Source organism: Vreelandella sp. ssv, assembly GCF_059448525.1.
This window is the reverse complement of sequence record NZ_CM182545.1, coordinates 2,028,701-2,047,130: the sequence shown is the minus strand read 5'-3', so window position 1 is coordinate 2,047,130 and position 18,430 is coordinate 2,028,701. Positions and strand designations below refer to the sequence as shown.

The following is an 18,430-nucleotide window of genomic DNA, read 5'->3' as shown; positions in this document are numbered from 1 at the left end:
TCTATGTCATGCAATTCAACGACAAAGCTAGTGAAAATGTACTAGCCTTGTAAAACTAAGAACAATGCAATTTACAGGGACTGTTAGATGCTGAATAAAGAATTTAGCCTACCTTCGGTCATTCTGATAGTGGAGGATCAGGCGACGGATGCGCTCGCGTTATCCGAGGCCGTACGAGACCTGGGTGAGGTGTATATAGCCAGTGATGGGGTCTCAGCGGTACATGTTGCAAAAGAGCATAAGCCTGACCTTGTGCTTTTAGACATAGAGATGCATGGCATGGATGGTTTTGCGGTCTGCAAGGCATTCAAAGCAGACCCTGAATTGTGCAACGCATCTATCATTTTTGTCACCTCACATTCCCAGACTGATAATGAGCTGCGGGCGCTTGAATATGGTGGTGTAGACTTTATTAGCAAACCGCTCAACTTTCCTGTGGTAAGAGCACATGTTAAAGCACATCTCACCTTGAGAACGGAAGCAAAGAGATTAGCTTACCATGATGCACTAACCGGCCTACCAAACCGTGCCTTGCTTCAAGAGCGTTCGGAACAAGTCTTGATTAATGCCAACCGTAATCACACTCGTGTGGCAATGCTGTTACTGGATTTCGATAACTTCAAAGGCATCAATGACAACTTGGGCCACTTCATTGGCGATGCACTATTAAAAGAAGCCAGTGTACGCTTGACCAATGCATCGCACACATTGGATACGGTCAGCCGGCAGGGAGGCGACGAGTTCACCATTCTCATGACCAATGTGAATAGTTTTGAAGTGGTAGCAGGCTTAGCGGAAAAGCTATTGAACGAGATTGCCACGCCGTTCATCCTGGACGGTCATCGCTACGACCTGAGTGCAAGCATGGGCATTAGTTTGTTTCCGGACGATAGTGACAACATTGAATTGCTTTATCGTCATGCCGGTGCTGCTATGTACCAAGCAAAGAAAGAAGGACGTAATCGTTATCACTTCTTCTCGCCCGAGATTGACAATAGCATTCGCAATCGACACTTTCTTGAACAGAAAATGCGCAGTGCTCTCGAAAATGGTGATTTTGAAGTGTTCTACCAATCGAAGGTGGACAGTAAAAGTACTGCCGTCATTGGTATGGAGGCGCTGGTACGTTGGCGTGATTCAGACGGAGGGGTGATTTCGCCAGCGGACTTTATTCCCTTAGCAGAGGAAACAGGACAGATTATTCCTATCGGCAAATTTGTATTGCAAAAGGCCTGCGAGGACACACAGAGACTGATAAAGGAAGGGTGGCATCTTATCGTTAGTGTCAATATTTCCACCGTTCAGTTTCTTGATGAGTCTTTCTTGACAATGGTAAAAAACATTCTGCTTGAATCGGGACTAAAACCTGAGTTTCTTGAGTTAGAGATTACAGAAGGGGTTCTGGCAAAGGATATTAGTCACACTCAGCACATCCTCTCATCCCTACGCGAACAAGGCATACGTATTGCTATTGACGACTTTGGAATAGGTTACTCCAGTTTGGCTTACCTTAAACGTTTCCCGATTGATGTTTTAAAAATCGACCAGAGCTTTGTTAGAGACATGCTTATTAGTAAAAGTGATATAGCCATTATTGAAGCCATTATTAAGTTGGCTCAAGCCCTCAGCCTTGAGTTAGTGGCTGAGGGCGTTGAACAACAGGAGCAGGCTACTTCTTTACGTAGCCTTGACTGCCAAACCATGCAAGGCTATTTGTTTGCCCGCCCAGTTCCGTTTGTTCAGTTTAGAGCTCTACTTTGGCAGATGACTACCCCCGCTGATTAGGCCCATAACAGGCTAATTATGAACTTAGCAGCAACTAACGGCGCAAAGACCCTCTTCGCAGGTATCATTTACCCATAGCGGGAAGATAATTACATATGAATAATAAAGTCCCTCTAGCCCGCACTAATCGCTGGGCCATTGTCAGCTTAATTACAGGCGTCACGTTGAGCGTTGCTGCTTGGTGGGTAGTTGCAAATTTCAATCAGCATCAACGTGAACAGGCTGTAACCACTGCAGCCGAAGCTGCTGCAGATAGAGTAGTTAGTCGCATTGAACTATATCAATACGGATTGCGCGGGGCTCGCGGCGCTATTCAAACGATGGCAGGAACTCAGGCCATCACACGAGAGGGTTTTGACCTTTATAGCAAGACGCGCAATGTTGACGAAGAGTTTCCTGGGGCGCGGGGCTTTGGTTTTATTCGTCGGGTTCCGCAGCTGGAAGAGGCTGAATTTCTCATGAAGGCCCGTGCCGATGGGATGCCTGACTTCACCATTCGACAGCTGACACCCCATAATTCAGAACGTTATGTCATACAATATATCAATCCGGCTGAGCATAATCTCGCCGCCATAGGGCTCGATATTGCTTCTGAGGGCAACCGCCGACAAGCTGCGCTTTCTTCAATGCAGAGCGGTGAAGTGCGGTTAACAGGGCCAATTACGCTGGTACAAGCCACAGGAAAGCCGCAGCAATCTTTTTTGATTCTCATGCCTATCTATCGAGACGGTAGCATACCCGAGACCCTCGAAGAACGAGAAGCTCAGGCATTTGGATGGAGCTATGCCCCGCTAAGTATAGATGCCGTGCTCAATGGGCTACGGCCACCAGAGCAGGCAATTAGTATTGAATTGCGTGATGTTACCGATCCTGAAAATAGCGTTGAGTTTTACACCAGTGCCGATGAAAGCTCAGCAGATATAGTGCTTTCGCGCACAATCGAACGTAATGTGTATGGGAGGCAATGGGAGCTTCAGTTTGAAGCCCATCCACTGTTCATCCGTGAGTTGCAACAGCTTTCTCCTATTCTGGTGTTAGGCATAGGACTGTTGCTCTCCTTGTTAATGGCGACTCTGGTGGGGGTTCTTAGCATCAGTCGCAAACGACAACAGAGTGTTATCGCAGGGCAGGCGAAGCTAGCAGCCATTGTCGAAAGCTCAGCCGACGGCATTATTGGCATGGATCGTAATGGCTATGTCACTAGTTGGAACAAAGGGGCTAAAGATTTATTTGGATACAGCGCTCAAGAGGCTTTGGGAGAACATATAACTGATCTGATAGTGCCAGAGCAAATGCAAGAAGAGGAGGATAACTTACTTGATTGCATTCGAGCGGGAAAGCCCACCTCTACATTTGAAACTCAGCGACAACACAAAAGCGGAAAGCTCATTCCGGTGTCAGTTACCATTTCACCTATTTTTAATTCCGATGGCTATGTTACCGGTGGAGCCAAAACAATTAGAGACATTTCAGAAAGAGTCGCCGCCGATGCACAAATTCATGAGCTGAATAGCAGTCTAGAGGCTCAGGTGGCTCAGCGTACTTCTGAGCTACTCCAGCTTAACGTCTTATTTGGCAGCGTGTTGAGTTCAGCTTCAGAGGTGGCAATCATTGCCACGGACTTGCTTGGCGTTATTAAAGTCTTTAATACCGGAGCTGAACGTCTACTGGGGTATCAGGCAGCTAGTGTGATTGATCAGCATAATCTGGTTGATTTCCATACAGATGACGAGATGGCAACACGTGCCAACGAGCTGACCGCCCAGTATGGTTACACGATTGAGGGATTACGCGTCTTTGTCCACGAGGCTGAGTTGCATGGCGCCGACACTCGCGAATGGACTTACCTTTGCAAAAATGGGGATATTTTACCGGTCTCGATGTCTGTCACCGCAATGTATGATGACCATGGCGATATCAACGGTTATTTAAGCATTGCCGTGGACTTGACGGCACAAAAGGCTTCCGAAAGTGCTGTCTCATCTGCCCGTGATCAGCTGCTTATGGCAGCCGATGCGGCGGAGCTAGGGATTTGGTCAATGGATCTAACAGATAACTCGCTAAGCTGGAATGATCGAATGTTCGATCTTTATGGCCTGCCACCGAGTTTACGTGATGAAGGGCTAAGGTATGAACATTGGTATAACAGTATTCATCCAGATGATGTTGAGATGGCAGACAATCAGTTACAGATGATGCTCGAGAACGGGGACGATTATAATCCCGTTTTTCGTGTGGTACGCCCTGATGGCACGATGCGCACTGTCCAGGGAGGAGCGCAAGTTGAACGCGATGAAAGAGGTTCGGCGGTAAGAATTACGGGCATCAATCGCGACATTACCGCCCAGCTTGAGCTCCAGGCACACTTGCTGGATGCTAAGGAGCAAGCAGATGCCGCTAGCGCGGCTAAGTCATCTTTTATGGCCAATATGAGCCATGAAATCCGCACGCCAATGAATGCAGTACTTGGCATGCTGCATTTAGTCAAAAATACCGGCTTGGATGTTCGCCAGCTAGACTACATCAGTAAGGCAGAGTCGGCGGCAAAATCACTACTTGGGTTGTTAAATGATATTCTTGACTATTCCAAGATCGACGCTGGCAAGCTGCAACTGGATGAACATGTTTTTGATCTCGAAGTCTTAATGCGTGACTTAGCCATTATTCTTGCCGGCAATCTTGCTGGCAAGGATGTTGAAGTCATGTTCGACCTTGACCCTCAACTTCCCAGTGCACTTTCGGGTGACGGTTTACGATTACAGCAGGTATTGGTAAATCTAGCCGGGAACGCTCTCAAGTTTACTCAACACGGGCAAGTGGTTGTTAAAATAGAACAACTCCATAGGCAAGCCGATGAGGTGCGCTTAAGCATTGAAGTCACAGATACGGGGATTGGAATCAGTCCTGACCAACTCGAACGTATTTTTGATGGCTTTACCCAAGCTGAAGCTTCTACTACCAGACGCTTTGGTGGCACAGGGCTGGGCTTGGTAATCTCCCGGCGACTCATTGAGTTAATGGGCGGAGAACTGCATGTCAGTAGCGAATTAGGGATCGGTAGCCGCTTTTGGTTTGAAATTAATTTGTGTGTCGTTCAAGAGTTAACGTTAAGCACCTTATTATCTGAGCCTGTCCAATCTAAGCGTATGCTAGTCGCAGATGATAATGAGGTCGCTGGTGAACTGTTGGTGCGAATGGTTGAAATAATGGGATGGCAGGTGGATCTTGTTGACGATGGCCAACGAGCCGTCGATCAAGTATTGCAGATGCAATTTGAAGGCAACCCCTACGACATGATCCTTATGGATTTACGTATGCCTCATATGGATGGTTTGTCAGCTGCACGTAAAATACATCAAGAAAGTCCCAATGAAACCCCTACAATCATTATGATTACCGCTTGCGGTCAAGAGGTGCTCTCGGATTCACAGCAAGCGGGTGATGCACCGTTTGTTGACTTCCTCAACAAACCCGTCACGCCACAGCAATTAGCACATTCGATAAACTATGCGCTGATGTCTAAAGGCATGAAACCACCCCCCAGCAATGTCGTGGTAACTCCGCCGAAGCGTTTAGAAGGGCTGCATTTTTTGATTGTTGAAGATAATATGTTAAATCGGCAGGTTGCCTTTGAGCTACTAAAAAACGAAGGGGCAGACGTTGCCCTCGCAGAAGGTGGACTTGAGGGTGTGCAGCTAGCGACACAACCAAACCCTACGCCTTTTAATGCGATTTTGATGGATATTCAAATGCCGGACATCGATGGATTTGAAGCTACCCGGCGGATACGCGCTAACAAAGAGCATGGTTCTGTAAAGATCATCGCCATGACAGCCAATGCTTCAGAGCTTGATAAGCAAGCGTGTTATGAGGCCGGTATGGATGATCATCTCGGCAAACCGATTGACCTTGATAACATGGTCACCACGCTTTTACACCATGCTAAACGCGAAACGGTTAAGCCTGAAGCGCCACCATCTTCATCCGTGGCGCTTAATGTTGACGTGGAACCAGAAGCCTCTATTAGCCGTCGTTTTGGCGGTAATCGAAAGTTAGTCCGGACAGTACTGAGCAACTTCGCAGAAGAACAAACCAAACAACTCGCCCGTTTGAAGGAGGCCTTTGAGCAATTCGACGGGGTAAGAGCTGCCAGTTTGCTGCATGCCATTAAGGGGAGTTCCGGCACCATGGGCGCAGTGGCTCTTTCAGAGCGGGCAGGGGCTCTTGAGCATGAATTACTGCACGCAGATGAAAATAGCAGGCAACAGCTATTACGGGATGAAACACACGTTGATGCTCTGAGTGCACTGTTACACGTTAGTGACAACCTATTAAGAGAGATATTTGACCTACCATCAACTGTGCCTTTACCAGTGAATGAAAGTGATGCTTCTCTACCCATTGAACAGTGGCAGGAAGCATTGCGAGATATCTTGCAGTTATTGGAAATGGGTGGCATGCAGGCGGTAGAGAAGAGTGAATCACTCCAGCTCGTCACTCCGCAGGCAATGCGATCAGATTATGCTATTTTTCATGATTTAGTTAAGTCCTTGGATTTTTCGGCTGCACAACTTGCCGGTCAAGAACTGCTGAGCTCAAACTGAGGAACTAACAGTGCAACATTGGCAAACCGTCGCGAAATCCAAGCCCAAACTGCTGCTAGTTGATGATCAGCGCATCAATATAATGGTTTTATATGAGTTGTTTCGCGAGGAATGCGAAGTGTTCATGGCCACAGAGGGAGCTCAAGCCCTGCAAATGTGCGAAACGATAACGCCGGATTTGATCCTGTTGGACGTCCATATGGATGTTCTGGACGGTCATGAGGTATGCCGACGTCTGAAAGCCGCACCTGCAACGCGTGATATACCCATCATCTTTGTAACGGCTCAGGGTGAAGAAGAGGATGAGGTGCTAGGGCTTGAACTCGGTGCTGTTGATTTTATCGTCAAGCCAATTAATCCGGTCATTGTTAAAGCGCGCGTTAATACACACCTGACTCTCAAAAGGCAGAGTGACTTGCTGCGCTCATTTGCGCTGCTTGATGGCCTAACTGGTGTAGCGAATAGACGGATGTTTGATGAACAGCTTGATCGCGACTGGCGCCAATGCCTGCGGGAACAACTTGCGTTGTCGGTGATTATGATCGATGTGGACTATTTTAAGCGTTACAACGACTTATATGGTCACTTGAAGGGCGACGATTGCTTACAAAAGGTAGCTAAAGCACTAACTGATGTATCTCTCCGGCCATACGATTTGATTGCGCGTTATGGTGGTGAAGAGTTTGCTTGCCTATTACCTAAAACAGATTTGAAGGGCGCTATAAACGTTGCAGAGCGTATCAGGGCAAGCGTGCAAGCGTTAAAACTTGAACATTTAGGCTCTGATATAGAACAGTATGTCTCAATCTCGCTGGGCGTGGCATCTGTTGTACCCGACAATAATAGCGGGGCGCAAACACTATTGTCTGAAGCTGATAAGCAATTGTACGGAGCGAAGCAAGCTGGACGAGCACGCGTTAGTTATCAAGCATAGCGGGACAAGCGAAAAAAGGATGGGCTTTAAAAGCTAGAGAAGCACAATTATAAAATAACACGCACCATATTTAACATAATATATATTAAGCGAACCCATAGGCAGCTGTAGCCATGACCGCTTAAGTGCACTATGCTATTAAAATATTCGACAATAATTGTACTTTAACCCGCTTTCATATAGGAAATGACGACATGATTCGCATTGGTCTTGTCACGCTGCTCTTCTTACTCGCTGGCTGTGCTAGCGTTGATATTGAAGACTATGCAGATTCGGAACCTCGGCTTGATATCGCTGAGTACTTCGCAGGGACTACACGCGCATGGGGCATGGTGCAGGATTACTCCGGCGAGGTACAGCGACGTTTTACTGTGGAGATCCAAGGCAGTTACGAAGATGACACCCTGACGCTGGACGAGTCTTTCGTGTTTTCAGACGGTGAAACCGATCGACGCGTTTGGACATTTGAGCGAATTGATGAACACCACTGGATTGGCACTGCCAATGACGTGGATGGCCAAGTAGAAGCACGTCAATACGGTCATGTTTTCCACATGCGCTACCCGCTGGAGATCGAAATCAATGGCCGAATGATCACATTCTCCATGGATGACTGGATGTACCTTCAGCCGGATGGCCGCTTGATCAACCGAACGGCAATGCGCAAATTTGGCTTTACGCTTGGCGAAATTACGTTAGTTTTCGATAAAAGCGGGATTTAGAAAACTGATCTTCGACAAAAATAGGCGCTAGGCCGTTGAGCCAACTCACTTAATGAAATCCAGCAAAAAAAGCAGCCTGCTAATTAGCAGGCTGCTTTCATATCTTACCGCTGACGTTTTACTCAAACGCTGCTTATTCTGGAGCTGCGTAGGAGCCATCTTCCTGGTGAACTTCATTGCCAGTAATCGGTGGCGTGAAGACACAGGCAACGGTCATGCCTTTCTCTTTACCGCGCAGCAGGTGTTCGTCGTGCTGATCTAGCAGATAAATATCTCCTGCTTTGATTGGCCAAATTTTACCGTCGGCCAGCGTTTCGACTTCACCTTCACCTTCGTAGCAAAATACAGCTTCGTAGTGGTTTTTGTAGTGAATATGTGTCTCGGTGCCTGGGAAAATGCGGGTGATATGGAACGAGAAACCTGCATTATCGTTAGCCAGGACAAGGCGTGTGCTGTCCCAGTTGCCGTTTTCGGCAGTTACCAGGCGTTCCGTTTTGCGTGCTTCTTCAAGATTACGAACGATCATAGAAATACTCCGTTGCGTAGTGGCTGGCGACTACCAGCCAATTTATCCCTAACTAAAAACCGTGAGCTTACGCTCTTAATCCTAACGGCTAATTACTCGCTAGCAACTGCCTTTACGCACATTTCTAGAATATCGAGTGCTTCAAGCAAGTCTTCATCCGTGATGGTAAGCGGACAAAGACACTTCACCACTTCACCATCCTGACCGCTGGTTTCAATCACTAAGCCATGCTCAAAAGCTTTGCTGGTAATCTTATCAGCGATGTCACCCGATACTACGTCAATACCACGCATTAGACCGCGACCACGCTCGGTAGCAGGCATGCCGCTCTCTGTAAGCAGCGCTGCGAGCTTTTGGAAACGCTCTTCTACAATACGCCCTTTGCGCTGAACATCACGCTCAAAGGTGTCATTAGACCAGTATTTTTTTAGCGCGGCGGTCGCTGTGACCATTGCCAAACTGAACCCACGAAAGGTGCCGTTGTATTGACCCGGTTTCCATTTGTCCAGCTCAGGGCGCATCAGTACATGGGCAAATGGCAGACCGAAACCAGAGAGCGATTTCGAGTTGGTAATGATGTCAGGCGTAATACCCGCATGTTCGAAGCTAAAGAACTTACCAGTACGGCCACAACCTGCCTGAATGTCGTCCACAATGAGCAAAATATCGTGGGCGCGGCAGATGCTTTCCAAACGCTTCAGCCAATCCAGACCCGCAACATTAATCCCGCCCTCGCCTTGCACGGTTTCAATAATGACACCGGCTGGAATATCCAAACCGCCAGATTTATCGCTGAGCAGTTTTTCAAAGTAATCCAGCGTATCGGTGTGCTCACCCATGTAGCCGTCATAAGGCAGGAAGCTGGCACCCTGTGTTGGGATACCCCCTGTCGCTTCACGGAACTTACGGTTACCCGTCGTCGCCAAGGCACCCATAGTGACGCCGTGGAAACCATTAGTGAACGTAACAATATTGTGGCGACCTTTGGCAACACGGGCCAGGCGGATAGCCGCTTCTACTGCATTGGTACCGGTTGGGCCAGGTAGATGCACTTTATATTCAAGGCCACGCGGCTTGAATATAACCTCTTCAAGCGTTTCCAAATAATCGCGTTTGGCATTGGTCCACATATCCAACCCATGAACAACACCGTCAGTGGACAGGTAATCGATCATGGCCTGTTTCATATGCGGATTATTATGACCATAGTTAAGCGTGCCCGCGCCGGCGAGGAAATCAATGTACTCACGGCCGTTCTCATCGGTTAGGCGCGCATTTTGCGCTTTGGTAAATACCACCGGAAATGAACGAGAATAAGTACGTACATTGGATTCCATGCGTTCTAGCGTCTGGGTCTGCATTAGCGACCTCCTTGGTCAATTATTGCCTTAAGGCGTTACCAGCCGGGAGCAACATGAGCGGGAAAAATAGTTTGTTCCTATCGAATATAAACGTAATAGGAACAGTGTATTAAATGCGGTCTGTTTGAAATGGACCAATACGAACCAAGTTTTCCGGATCATGCTCACCACCGAGCTGTTCGGTAGAGAAGTATTCGCGACTATTTAACGGTGCATGCCAACGCGAAGCTAAACGGCGAAAGAGCCCCCATGAAGCTAAATTATCGGGGGTAATAGTGGTTTCAAGGTGGTGAACATCGTCAAGCTCAGGGCGCGACATAATAGCCTCCACCAGGCGACGTGCAAGACCTGTACCGCGGGCTTTTTCGCCTACGGCTACTTGCCAAAGAAAGTACGTATCTGGCGCATTATCCTTTACATAACCAGACACAAAACCAACCACCTCGCCCTCTTCGTTCGTAGCTACCGCGCAGGTATCACGAAACTGCGTTGCCAGTAACAAGTATGCGTAAGCAGAATTCACATCCAGCGGCGGGCAGGCTTTGATCAGCTCATAAACCCCCCAGCCGTCATCTGCATTGGGCTTGCGGATGAAAAGCGGCATCTCTGCATGCCCTACAACGGCATCAGCCACCGTTGGCCGGGCGAGGTCAGCAGAGGGAGTAAAAGGTTGTATTGGCGTACTCATAGTTATGCTTCGCTGTAGCGAATTTGATGTCCATTATAACAGCTGATTATGAGCAATTCAAAAACCATATTATTCTCCACCCTGATTTCCATAATTTTTTGTTATGAACTGACTGCCTTTAGCAGCGTGCTCACGCTTAGTCTTGCATCCCTGCTTTTAGAATAGCGCAACTCAAAAACAAAAAAAGGCGCACCACCGGATACGCCTATTAAAGTGTTCAAAAACTTTGAACCCGTTTAAGTCTGTAGGGAGGTTAAGGCATTAAGTGCGTGTAAGCGTACGCAGCGTAACGAATTCCTCAGCTCCTGTTGGGTGAATGCCCACCGTGCGGTCAAAATCCCGCTTGGTAAGCCCCGCCCTCACCGCAATGGCGATACCTTGAATGATTTCGCCAGCGTCATCGCCTACCATATGAGCGCCCACTACCACATCCGAGGCGTCATCGACCACTAGCTTCATCAAGGTACGTTCTTGGCTACCCGATAGAGTGTGCTTCATGGCGCGAAAATCAGTGCTATAGACACGGATATGGGGGAATTTTTCTCGGGCCGCTTCTTCGGAAAGTCCCACGGTACCGATGTTTGGGTGGCAGAAAACGGCGGTGGGTATCGTTGAGTAATCCAGCGGCTCAGGAAGCGTATCGCCAAAATGGAACTCGACAAGCTGCATCGCCTCTGCCAAGGCCACAGGCGTTAACTCAGGCCCAGCAGTTAAATCACCCAGTGCGAGAATCGAAGGTAATGATGTTTCAAAACGTTCATTGACAGGGATTTTGCCCGATTCATCCAAGCTCACTCCCAACGTCTCAAGTCCTAAATCTACAATATTGGCTTTACGCCCCGTCGCTGCCAGCACTACATCGACTTCCAGCACCTCACCGCTAGTGAGGTGAACGTTATATGCATCCCCAATCGCTTCTATGCGCTCGATATTGGTATTGAAGTGTAGGTTCACTCCTTTTCTCTCCATCTCAGCGCAGGTGAAGTCGCGTACCTGTTGATCAAAGCCTTTCAAAAAAAGCTCGCCCCGATAAATCAAATGCGTCTCACTGCCCAGCCCGTTAAAAATGCTGGAAAATTCAACGGCAATATAGCCTCCACCAAGTACCAGGAATCGCTTGGGGAACGCCTCTAAATCAAAAATCTGGTTGGAATCTAATGCGTATTCACTGCCAGGAAAATCAGGCACCCAGGGCCACCCGCCTGTTGCGAGCAGAATTTTTTTGGCCGTCAGCGAACTATTTCCGTGCTCACCACTTAGCGTTACGGTGTGAGCGTCGGTTAATGTTGCCCGTGCGTTAAATAGTGATACACCTGCGCCTTCAAGCATGCGTTGATAGATGCCGTTGAGACGCTTAATTTCGCTGATTTTGTTGTCACGTAACGTTGCCCAGTCAAACGTAGCGGGGCCAGGCAACTGCCAGCCAAAACCGGCAGAATCATCAAAGCTGTCATGGAAATGGGCCGCGTAGGAGTAAAGCTTTTTAGGGACGCAGCCGACGTTGACACAGGTTCCCCCCAGGTATCGATCTTCGGCAATCGCCACCTTAGCGCCCGTAGCGGCTGCCCTTCGGGCAGCACGCACACCACCCGAGCCTGCGCCGATTACCAGAAGGTCATATTCGTATTCAGAAACGTCTGCCATCGTATGCTCCTGTGGAGTTAAACATTTGCGCCTCCTTGAGGTCAGGCAAGATAATTGACCTGGCCGTCAGAGAGGGTTAAAACCATTGACTGCTATTTTATACTGCATATTGCTCGATACTTTATACTGGCTAAGAATTAACATTCCGCTTTTCGATCAGCGACTTAACTCTATTTAACCCTGTTGGAGACCGTATGTCTGACTCTATTGCGACGCTACTCGACAATAATCGCGCCTGGGCTGAGCGCATGTGCGAAGAGGATCCCGAATACTTTAAACGTCTCTCAAGTCAGCAGAACCCAGATTATTTATGGATCGGCTGTTCAGATAGCCGTGTGCCTGCCAATCAAATTATTGCACTCCCGCCTGGGGAAGTTTTCGTACACCGCAACGTCGCCAACTTACTTCACCACACCGATATGAACGCCCTCTCGGTGGTTCAGTTTGCAGTTGATGTTCTTAAAGTCAGTCATATTATGATTGTCGGCCACTACGGTTGCGGGGGCATTAAGGCCGCCATGATGGGTGGCGAATGTGGTGTAGTCGATTACTGGCTGCATTCGGTTCGAGAGCAGTATAACCGTCACCGAGACTCGCTAGATCATCTTCCTATGGAAGATCAAATTGACCGCATGTGTGAGCTTAATGTTAAAGCTCAGGTCAATAGCTTATGCCGTACCAAGATTTTGCAGCGCGCTTGGCAGCGTGGCCAGCAAATCTCGGTACATGGCTGGGTTTACGGTTTAAGTGATGGCCGCGTTAAAGATCTTAATTGCACCATTAGCGGCCTGGAGCAGGTAGAGACACTTTACCGCATTGATCGTATAGAAAAAGGCGATTGATCACCCTCTTTACCGCCTACCGCTGCTTAGTCGTAGCGGTAGGCACGATGACAGCTTTTACAGCTTGCGCCAACGTCGGAAAGCGCTCTGGCAGTTTCGCGAAGATCATCTTGCTCAGCTACGTTGACCAAATTGGCAATTTTCTCTTCAAGATCAGTAAAACCAGCGGCAAACTCATCCCACTCCTCCCAAATAGAAGCGCGCGCCTCGGAACCACCGCCATGCGTGCCGGCTATAAATGCCGGTAATAAATGTTCTGCGCTTGCGCGTGCCTGTAGCTCCTCCAAACGCGGCGCAGCGGCCTCAACATCTTGATTATTAACCAGATCAAAACGCAGCTGCCGAATCAGGCTTTCAATATCCTTAAGCTCCTCACGACGCCATATGACGGCCTCACGGTCGCTTGCGAAAGGCGTGTCGCTAGCTGCTTGTGGCATTGCTAACGCGCCATTCACAGGCTCTTCAGCTCCAGCCAGTGGCGTGCACAGCAGAAGTGCCAATGCACTAACCAAAGTACTATTAAAAACAGGACCCAAAACGATGCCAGAGAAAGCCCTTTTTGAGTGATAGCGCTGCTGCATAATGGCTTCCTATGGATGGTTGAATCATTAATTTCTTAAATAAATAGAGCGCTAGCCAATGGGGCAGGTGACGCCAGTGCCTTTTAAACCGCAGTAGCCATTAGGATTTTTGTCGAGATACTGCTGATGATACGCCTCGGCATAGTAAAAGGTTTCTAATGGTTTTATCTCGGTGGTAATCGCTCCCCTACCCGCTTTATCTAGCGCCTGTTGATACGCGGCCGCGCTCTGCTCGGCTGCCTCTAATTGCGCTTGGCTGGTAGTGAAAATGGCCGAACGATACTGTGAGCCAATGTCGTTCCCTTGGCGATTCCCCTGGGTTGGGTCGTGCTGCTCCCAGAACACTTGCAGTAACGTTTCAAGGTCAACTTGCTGTGGATCATAAACGACCCGTACCACTTCAGTGTGGCCGGTACGCCCCGTGCACGTCTCATCATAAGTCGGGTTGGGCGTTTCACCACCGGCATAACCCGCCGCAGTAACATAGACACCTGGCAACTGCCAAAACAGCCGCTCAACACCCCAGAAGCAACCCATCCCAAGGACAATTTCCTCATGACCACTCGGAAATGGCGGATGTAGTGAGTGACCATTGATGGTGTGTACATCGCTTGTCTCAATAGGGACATCGCGCCCAGGCAATACACGGCTAGCATTAGCTTTAGAAAATAGCGACATAACGCCCTCACTTACTGCTGTAAAATTGTCGGATCACCGGAACGGGTAAAGGTGTAGATCAAATCGACGGCTTGATTGGTACCCGATACGGCCTGTAAATAGAGATTACGCCATAACGTGTAGCGTAGTGTTAGTTCTGCAATTGGCGAGAAAATTCCGACCCCATAACTAATTCTAAGATCGTCAGTCAGTTGGCCGCTAACAGCGACTTGACTATCCTCGCCCGCACCGGCGGTGTCTAGCGTAAGATCGTCAATACCAAATGCCTCCCCAATAGAGCCTACCGCGCCGCCAGTGCGCCCTAGTGACATACCGATCAAGGCAGTAGTGAGTGCGCTGTCCATACCGCCGCCAGAAGCATCCGGCGCACGACCCCGTAGCAGGTATGAGAGCGCACGAGATTCATTCATTGCCGGTTCAGAAAAAATCAGAACATTCGGCTCTTCGGCACTACCTGTTACACGCAGGCCCGCAATCACATCGTCTTCGGTGATATCCGGATTGCGAATAGCTTCAAAATCAAGGGTAGGCAGTCCCGGTGGACCGCTAAACAGCAGTTCTCCGCGACGAATAACCAAGTCCTGACCGAAGGCTTGGAAACGCCCATTGACCAAATTAACATCCCCAAACAGCTGAAGCGCACCGCTACTTTGACGGATTTCCAATGCGCCCCCTAGTCCAGACTCTAAGCCGTAGGCGGATATCTGCATATCGCTGCCCAGTGTTAGCGTCACCAAGACGTCAAGGGCCATGCCGGTAGCAGCGAGCTCATCCGCAGCGCTAGGGTCATCACTACTAGCGGCAGCCCGCTGCGCCTCAATTTCTGCCTGTCGGTCATCACGCTCAGTAATGATGATTTCATCCCCACTCGGCGTTACTGCTGATGACGGCATATCGCCAATTTCCAATCGCGCCCAGGGTAGATTGATATCGCCTCTCACCTGCAGTCTTTCAGGCGTTACTCGAATACGTATGTCAGGTGCAGCTTCTAGACGACCAAATTGTGGTAAGACAACCAGAATAGGCTCTTGAACTGCATTTAGATCGACCCCAATTCGCCAATCATCGCCGCTAGGCCAGTAGGCATCACCCGTGATTTCTAATCGGCCACGCTCCGCGGCTAGATAGCCGTCAATATCACCCTGCTCACCGTCAAAAGAGACCACCAGCTCACCATCTTGAACATCCACGGGTATTTCGGGACCGTTTACCCGGATACCACGAAGCCCAAGCTGGCCCTGTAAATCAGGCTGAGCAGTCGTGCCGGTAATTTGCACGTTGCCGGTCAAGTCGCCTTCCAGCCGATCCATCCCCACAAGCATGGGCCGATAAGGCTGTAGCGATACGTTCTCCGCCCGTAGCTCGCCTGCTAACTCACCTCTGCCCAGTGGGTCGTTGATCGACAGGTTCAGGTTTAGATCGCCCGCTTCGGCCAGCGAAAACACCACGTTGGCGTCTGCCTGCGCTTGATTAGCCTCAATCTGAGCGTCTAAATTTATTTCAGGCAGTTGCACTGGCTGACCATAATCATTGATAGCGGTCACTGAGAGCTCACTCAGTATCTGCAGATTAGCCTGCCACTGGGCTCCGCCCTGGCTCCAATTAGCGTCGAGATCCGCCGTCGTGTCACCCTCTAGCTGCCACTCTTCGGGTAAAAAGGGCTCTAGCATCTCCATTGGCACTTCACGTAGCGTAAGCACGGCATTGCCCTGTTGAGCCGATGCATTGATCTCTTCTTCAGAGCACACCAGTCCGCCCTCTTCGCGGCGTAAACAGAACGGGGCTATGTTTGCCTGACCACTGGCCATGTTATAGCGCACGTCTAAGGGGTTTTCGAGACGTATATTGCCTGCTTCAGAGTCGATTTCAAGCGGTGTGATTCGCGCTTGGTACAGCTGGATCTGTTGATTTAAACCCCCATCAAGTGCGAGCAGTGCTCGGCTCAAAACACCGTTTTCGGCACCCTGGGCGGCAAGCTCCAGACGATGTTCAGATAGACGTCCTGACAGATTGGCATCGATACTTGTTAATGCCTGACCACCTGCATTTACATTTTGTAGCGCGAGCTGAACATCAAGGTTAGGGTCATCAATGCCCTGAACATCAGCATCCAGGGTAAGTCGTTCAATGCGGTTCTGGCCAAAACGTAGTCCATCACCCTGTAGATTGGCGAGTACTTGCGGCTGATTAAAACTGCCGCTGGCCTCTAGTGTACCGGCGATAGTGCCCGCCAAGTCAGGAGAAAGCGTTTGCAGCTGGCGTAATGCGATGTCAGCATTTAACGACATGGCCTCTTCACTGATTTGCCCAGCCGCCTCTAAACGATTATCCCCTTGTGTAAACAGCAACTCCTCAATATCCAGTTCCAGGTTGCTGTTAGCATTAAAGACCGCTTGCAGGGTTAGCGGGTAGTCACGCAACTCACCGTCAATCGCTAAGTTGGGCACGCTAATCGCCCACAGGTCATCTTGCTGGCGCAGCTTGAGCTCGATGTCGCCGTTTAAATTACCCTCTAGCTGGTCTACGAAGTGGGCAGGGTTAAATTGATCCAGACGAATCGTCGTGTTGACCTGTAGCGGTGCTATCCAACTAATGTTGCCTTCGCTGCGCAGGGAGCTTTCGTCCACTGCGAGAGTGAGTGGTTGCCAGCTAAACTGCTCAAGATCACCCTGACCGGTGACATTAATTTGAGTGCGCGGCAGGTTCGGGCCTTCAACCGCCATGGCCAACTGAGCACTATAATTGCTCAGGCTACCCGTTACCTGTAGATCCAAGTCATCAACTATATAGGCTTGGGTTGCCTCTACTTCAGTGCTCTCATCGACGCTGTCATTTCTCTGGTCATCCCCGCTGACAGGTAAAGGCCACTGTACTTGGTCACTTTGCAGCTGAAGTTGAAACGGCAGTGTCGGGGCGAGTGCATCGACTTGACCACTCAATGACGCATTGACCTTGCCCGATGCATCCAACTGCGCTTCAAGCGCATCCAGTGGTCCAGACAGCGTTAAGGTTAAAGTTTCGCCACTGAGTTCAGGGTAACTCTCAGTTAAAAACAGTTCGACGGCTAAGCGAGCTTCGAGTGGGTAATTATCGGTTAACTTAGCGTTCGCAGTTAATTCAGCCTCAGCATCCGGGGTAACAACGTAAAGCTCGGTGACTTCAACGGTATCTCCCTCGGTTAACAACCCAAGCCGCAGTCGCTCGACGCGGTATTCGGTTGCCCCTTCCAATCTAAAATCGTTTACCGTGAATTCAGGAATCTGAATATCTACTGGTAGGGAGATATCGGGCAGCTCCAGGCGCCCGCGTTCTTCGAGCTGTTGCTCTGGCGGTTCCACCGCCGCTACGGCCTCTTGGGGTGGTTGGTTGAGCAAGATAGCGGCATCGATGGCCTCCGCATAAAGGGGTGTTTCAATGCCTTGAGTCAGCAGGACGCCCGCTGATGGAGGCAAATAGAGGCGTGGCTGCTCCAAATGGGTTGGCGAGAGTTTTACGGTGTTCCCTTCTGCAATAGCCGCCGAGCTAAGAGAGTTCCATACCACCTCTGTGCCATCGGCAAGGCGCACATTGACATCATCAAGTTGTAGCGAGCGTAACTCGATAGGAAAGGGAAAACGAATAGTCAGCGGCGGGCCATCCTCTTCAGGCGGGGGTTCCTGTTCACTGGACGGGCCTAATCGGATATCAGCACCTGCGACGCGGAGCGTTTCGATACATAACCGACCTGATAATACACAGTCATCCGCCCATTGCAGCTCAACTTCATCAATACGGATACGGGTTTCACCCAGCTGCAGCTGGAAATCTTCAAGCAGGAAGTGATCAAGCAAACCACCTTCATGATGCGCATAAGTAAAAAAATCGCGCTGCTCACCCTGCGAAAGCAATACCCCGGTGCCCCAAGGCGATAGGGCTATCCCAACAATTAACGCTACAATGCCCAATAACCAAATGGGCAATACGATGGCAAGGCGTAAAAGGCTCCATAACAGGAGCCCAGTGCGATCTTTGGGTGATAGCCGCTGGCGCTTATCAGCAGAAGCTGGTTCAACCTGAGACAAATTT

At 49.5% G+C, this 18,430-nt stretch carries 12 protein-coding genes; 5 read left to right on the top strand and 7 right to left on the bottom strand.

Going from position 1 to position 18,430, the window contains the following annotated elements:
- Nucleotides 1-87: 87 nt before the first annotated feature.
- From AC5TBW_RS09380 to AC5TBW_RS09365, 4 genes are all read left to right on the top strand, one after another.
- Nucleotides 88-1,785, top strand: a complete 1,698-nt coding sequence (locus tag AC5TBW_RS09380) for a putative bifunctional diguanylate cyclase/phosphodiesterase (protein WP_495511796.1) — start codon at nt 88-90, stop codon at nt 1,783-1,785.
- Nucleotides 1,786-1,880: 95 nt separating this feature from the next.
- Nucleotides 1,881-6,389, top strand: a complete 4,509-nt coding sequence (locus AC5TBW_RS09375) for a PAS domain-containing hybrid sensor histidine kinase/response regulator (RefSeq protein WP_495511795.1) — start codon at nt 1,881-1,883, stop codon at nt 6,387-6,389.
- Nucleotides 6,390-6,399: 10 nt separating this feature from the next.
- Complete coding sequence (locus AC5TBW_RS09370) at nt 6,400-7,323, top strand: diguanylate cyclase domain-containing protein (protein ID WP_495511794.1); 924 nt, start codon at nt 6,400-6,402, stop codon at nt 7,321-7,323.
- Between the two features lie 194 nt (nt 7,324-7,517).
- On the top strand, nt 7,518-8,045 hold the full coding sequence (locus AC5TBW_RS09365) for a DUF3833 domain-containing protein (protein WP_495511793.1): 528 nt from the start codon (nt 7,518-7,520) through the stop codon (nt 8,043-8,045).
- A 133-nt stretch (nt 8,046-8,178) separates the two neighbouring features.
- On the opposite strand, the gene AC5TBW_RS09360 is transcribed toward AC5TBW_RS09365, so the two are convergent.
- The 4 genes from AC5TBW_RS09360 to gorA form a co-directional block, all read right to left on the bottom strand.
- The gene (locus tag AC5TBW_RS09360; protein WP_035558199.1) at nt 8,179-8,571 is read right to left on the bottom strand and encodes an ectoine synthase; all 393 of its coding nucleotides are present in this window, start codon (nt 8,569-8,571) and stop codon (nt 8,179-8,181) included.
- Nucleotides 8,572-8,663: 92 nt separating this feature from the next.
- Nucleotides 8,664-9,932, bottom strand: coding sequence for a diaminobutyrate--2-oxoglutarate transaminase (ectB, locus tag AC5TBW_RS09355; RefSeq protein WP_495511792.1), 1,269 nt, complete (start codon nt 9,930-9,932; stop codon nt 8,664-8,666).
- 109 nt (nt 9,933-10,041) lie between these two features.
- Nucleotides 10,042-10,620, bottom strand: coding sequence for a diaminobutyrate acetyltransferase (gene ectA, locus AC5TBW_RS09350; RefSeq protein ID WP_495511791.1), 579 nt, complete (start codon nt 10,618-10,620; stop codon nt 10,042-10,044).
- A gap of 261 nt (nt 10,621-10,881) precedes the next feature.
- Entirely contained in the window at nt 10,882-12,264 is a 1,383-nt protein-coding gene (gene gorA / locus AC5TBW_RS09345) for a glutathione-disulfide reductase (RefSeq protein WP_495511790.1), read from the bottom strand.
- 194 nt (nt 12,265-12,458) lie between these two features.
- Here gorA and can point away from each other — a divergent pair, with 194 nt between their 5' ends.
- Nucleotides 12,459-13,106, top strand: coding sequence for a carbonate dehydratase (can, locus tag AC5TBW_RS09340; RefSeq protein WP_495511789.1), 648 nt, complete (start codon nt 12,459-12,461; stop codon nt 13,104-13,106).
- Between the two features lie 26 nt (nt 13,107-13,132).
- Here can and AC5TBW_RS09335 read toward each other — a convergent pair whose 3' ends face one another.
- From AC5TBW_RS09335 to tamB, 3 genes are all read right to left on the bottom strand, one after another.
- On the bottom strand, nt 13,133-13,543 hold the full coding sequence (locus AC5TBW_RS09335; protein ID WP_495511788.1) for a c-type cytochrome: 411 nt from the start codon (nt 13,541-13,543) through the stop codon (nt 13,133-13,135).
- Between the two features lie 195 nt (nt 13,544-13,738).
- The gene (gene msrA / locus AC5TBW_RS09330) at nt 13,739-14,365 is read right to left on the bottom strand and encodes a peptide-methionine (S)-S-oxide reductase MsrA (protein ID WP_495511787.1); all 627 of its coding nucleotides are present in this window, start codon (nt 14,363-14,365) and stop codon (nt 13,739-13,741) included.
- Nucleotides 14,366-14,376: 11 nt separating this feature from the next.
- Nucleotides 14,377-18,426: an autotransporter assembly complex protein TamB gene (gene tamB, locus AC5TBW_RS09325; RefSeq protein WP_495511786.1), complete on the bottom strand. Its 4,050-nt coding sequence runs from the start codon at nt 18,424-18,426 to the stop codon at nt 14,377-14,379.
- Nucleotides 18,427-18,430 lie beyond the last annotated feature (4 nt).

Coding starts and splice junctions, on each gene's coding strand:
- can (WP_495511789.1), top strand. CDS start 12,459: ATGTCTGACTCTATTGCGACGCTACTCGACAATAATCGCGCCTGGGCT.
- AC5TBW_RS09360 (WP_035558199.1), bottom strand. CDS start 8,571: ATGATCGTTCGTAATCTTGAAGAAGCACGCAAAACGGAACGCCTGGTA.
- msrA (WP_495511787.1), bottom strand. CDS start 14,365: ATGTCGCTATTTTCTAAAGCTAATGCTAGCCGTGTATTGCCTGGGCGC.
- ectA (WP_495511791.1), bottom strand. CDS start 10,620: ATGAGTACGCCAATACAACCTTTTACTCCCTCTGCTGACCTCGCCCGG.
- gorA (WP_495511790.1), bottom strand. CDS start 12,264: ATGGCAGACGTTTCTGAATACGAATATGACCTTCTGGTAATCGGCGCA.
- AC5TBW_RS09365 (WP_495511793.1), top strand. CDS start 7,518: ATGATTCGCATTGGTCTTGTCACGCTGCTCTTCTTACTCGCTGGCTGT.
- AC5TBW_RS09335 (WP_495511788.1), bottom strand. CDS start 13,543: ATGCCACAAGCAGCTAGCGACACGCCTTTCGCAAGCGACCGTGAGGCC.
- AC5TBW_RS09375 (WP_495511795.1), top strand. CDS start 1,881: ATGAATAATAAAGTCCCTCTAGCCCGCACTAATCGCTGGGCCATTGTC.
- AC5TBW_RS09380 (WP_495511796.1), top strand. CDS start 88: ATGCTGAATAAAGAATTTAGCCTACCTTCGGTCATTCTGATAGTGGAG.
- ectB (WP_495511792.1), bottom strand. CDS start 9,932: ATGCAGACCCAGACGCTAGAACGCATGGAATCCAATGTACGTACTTAT.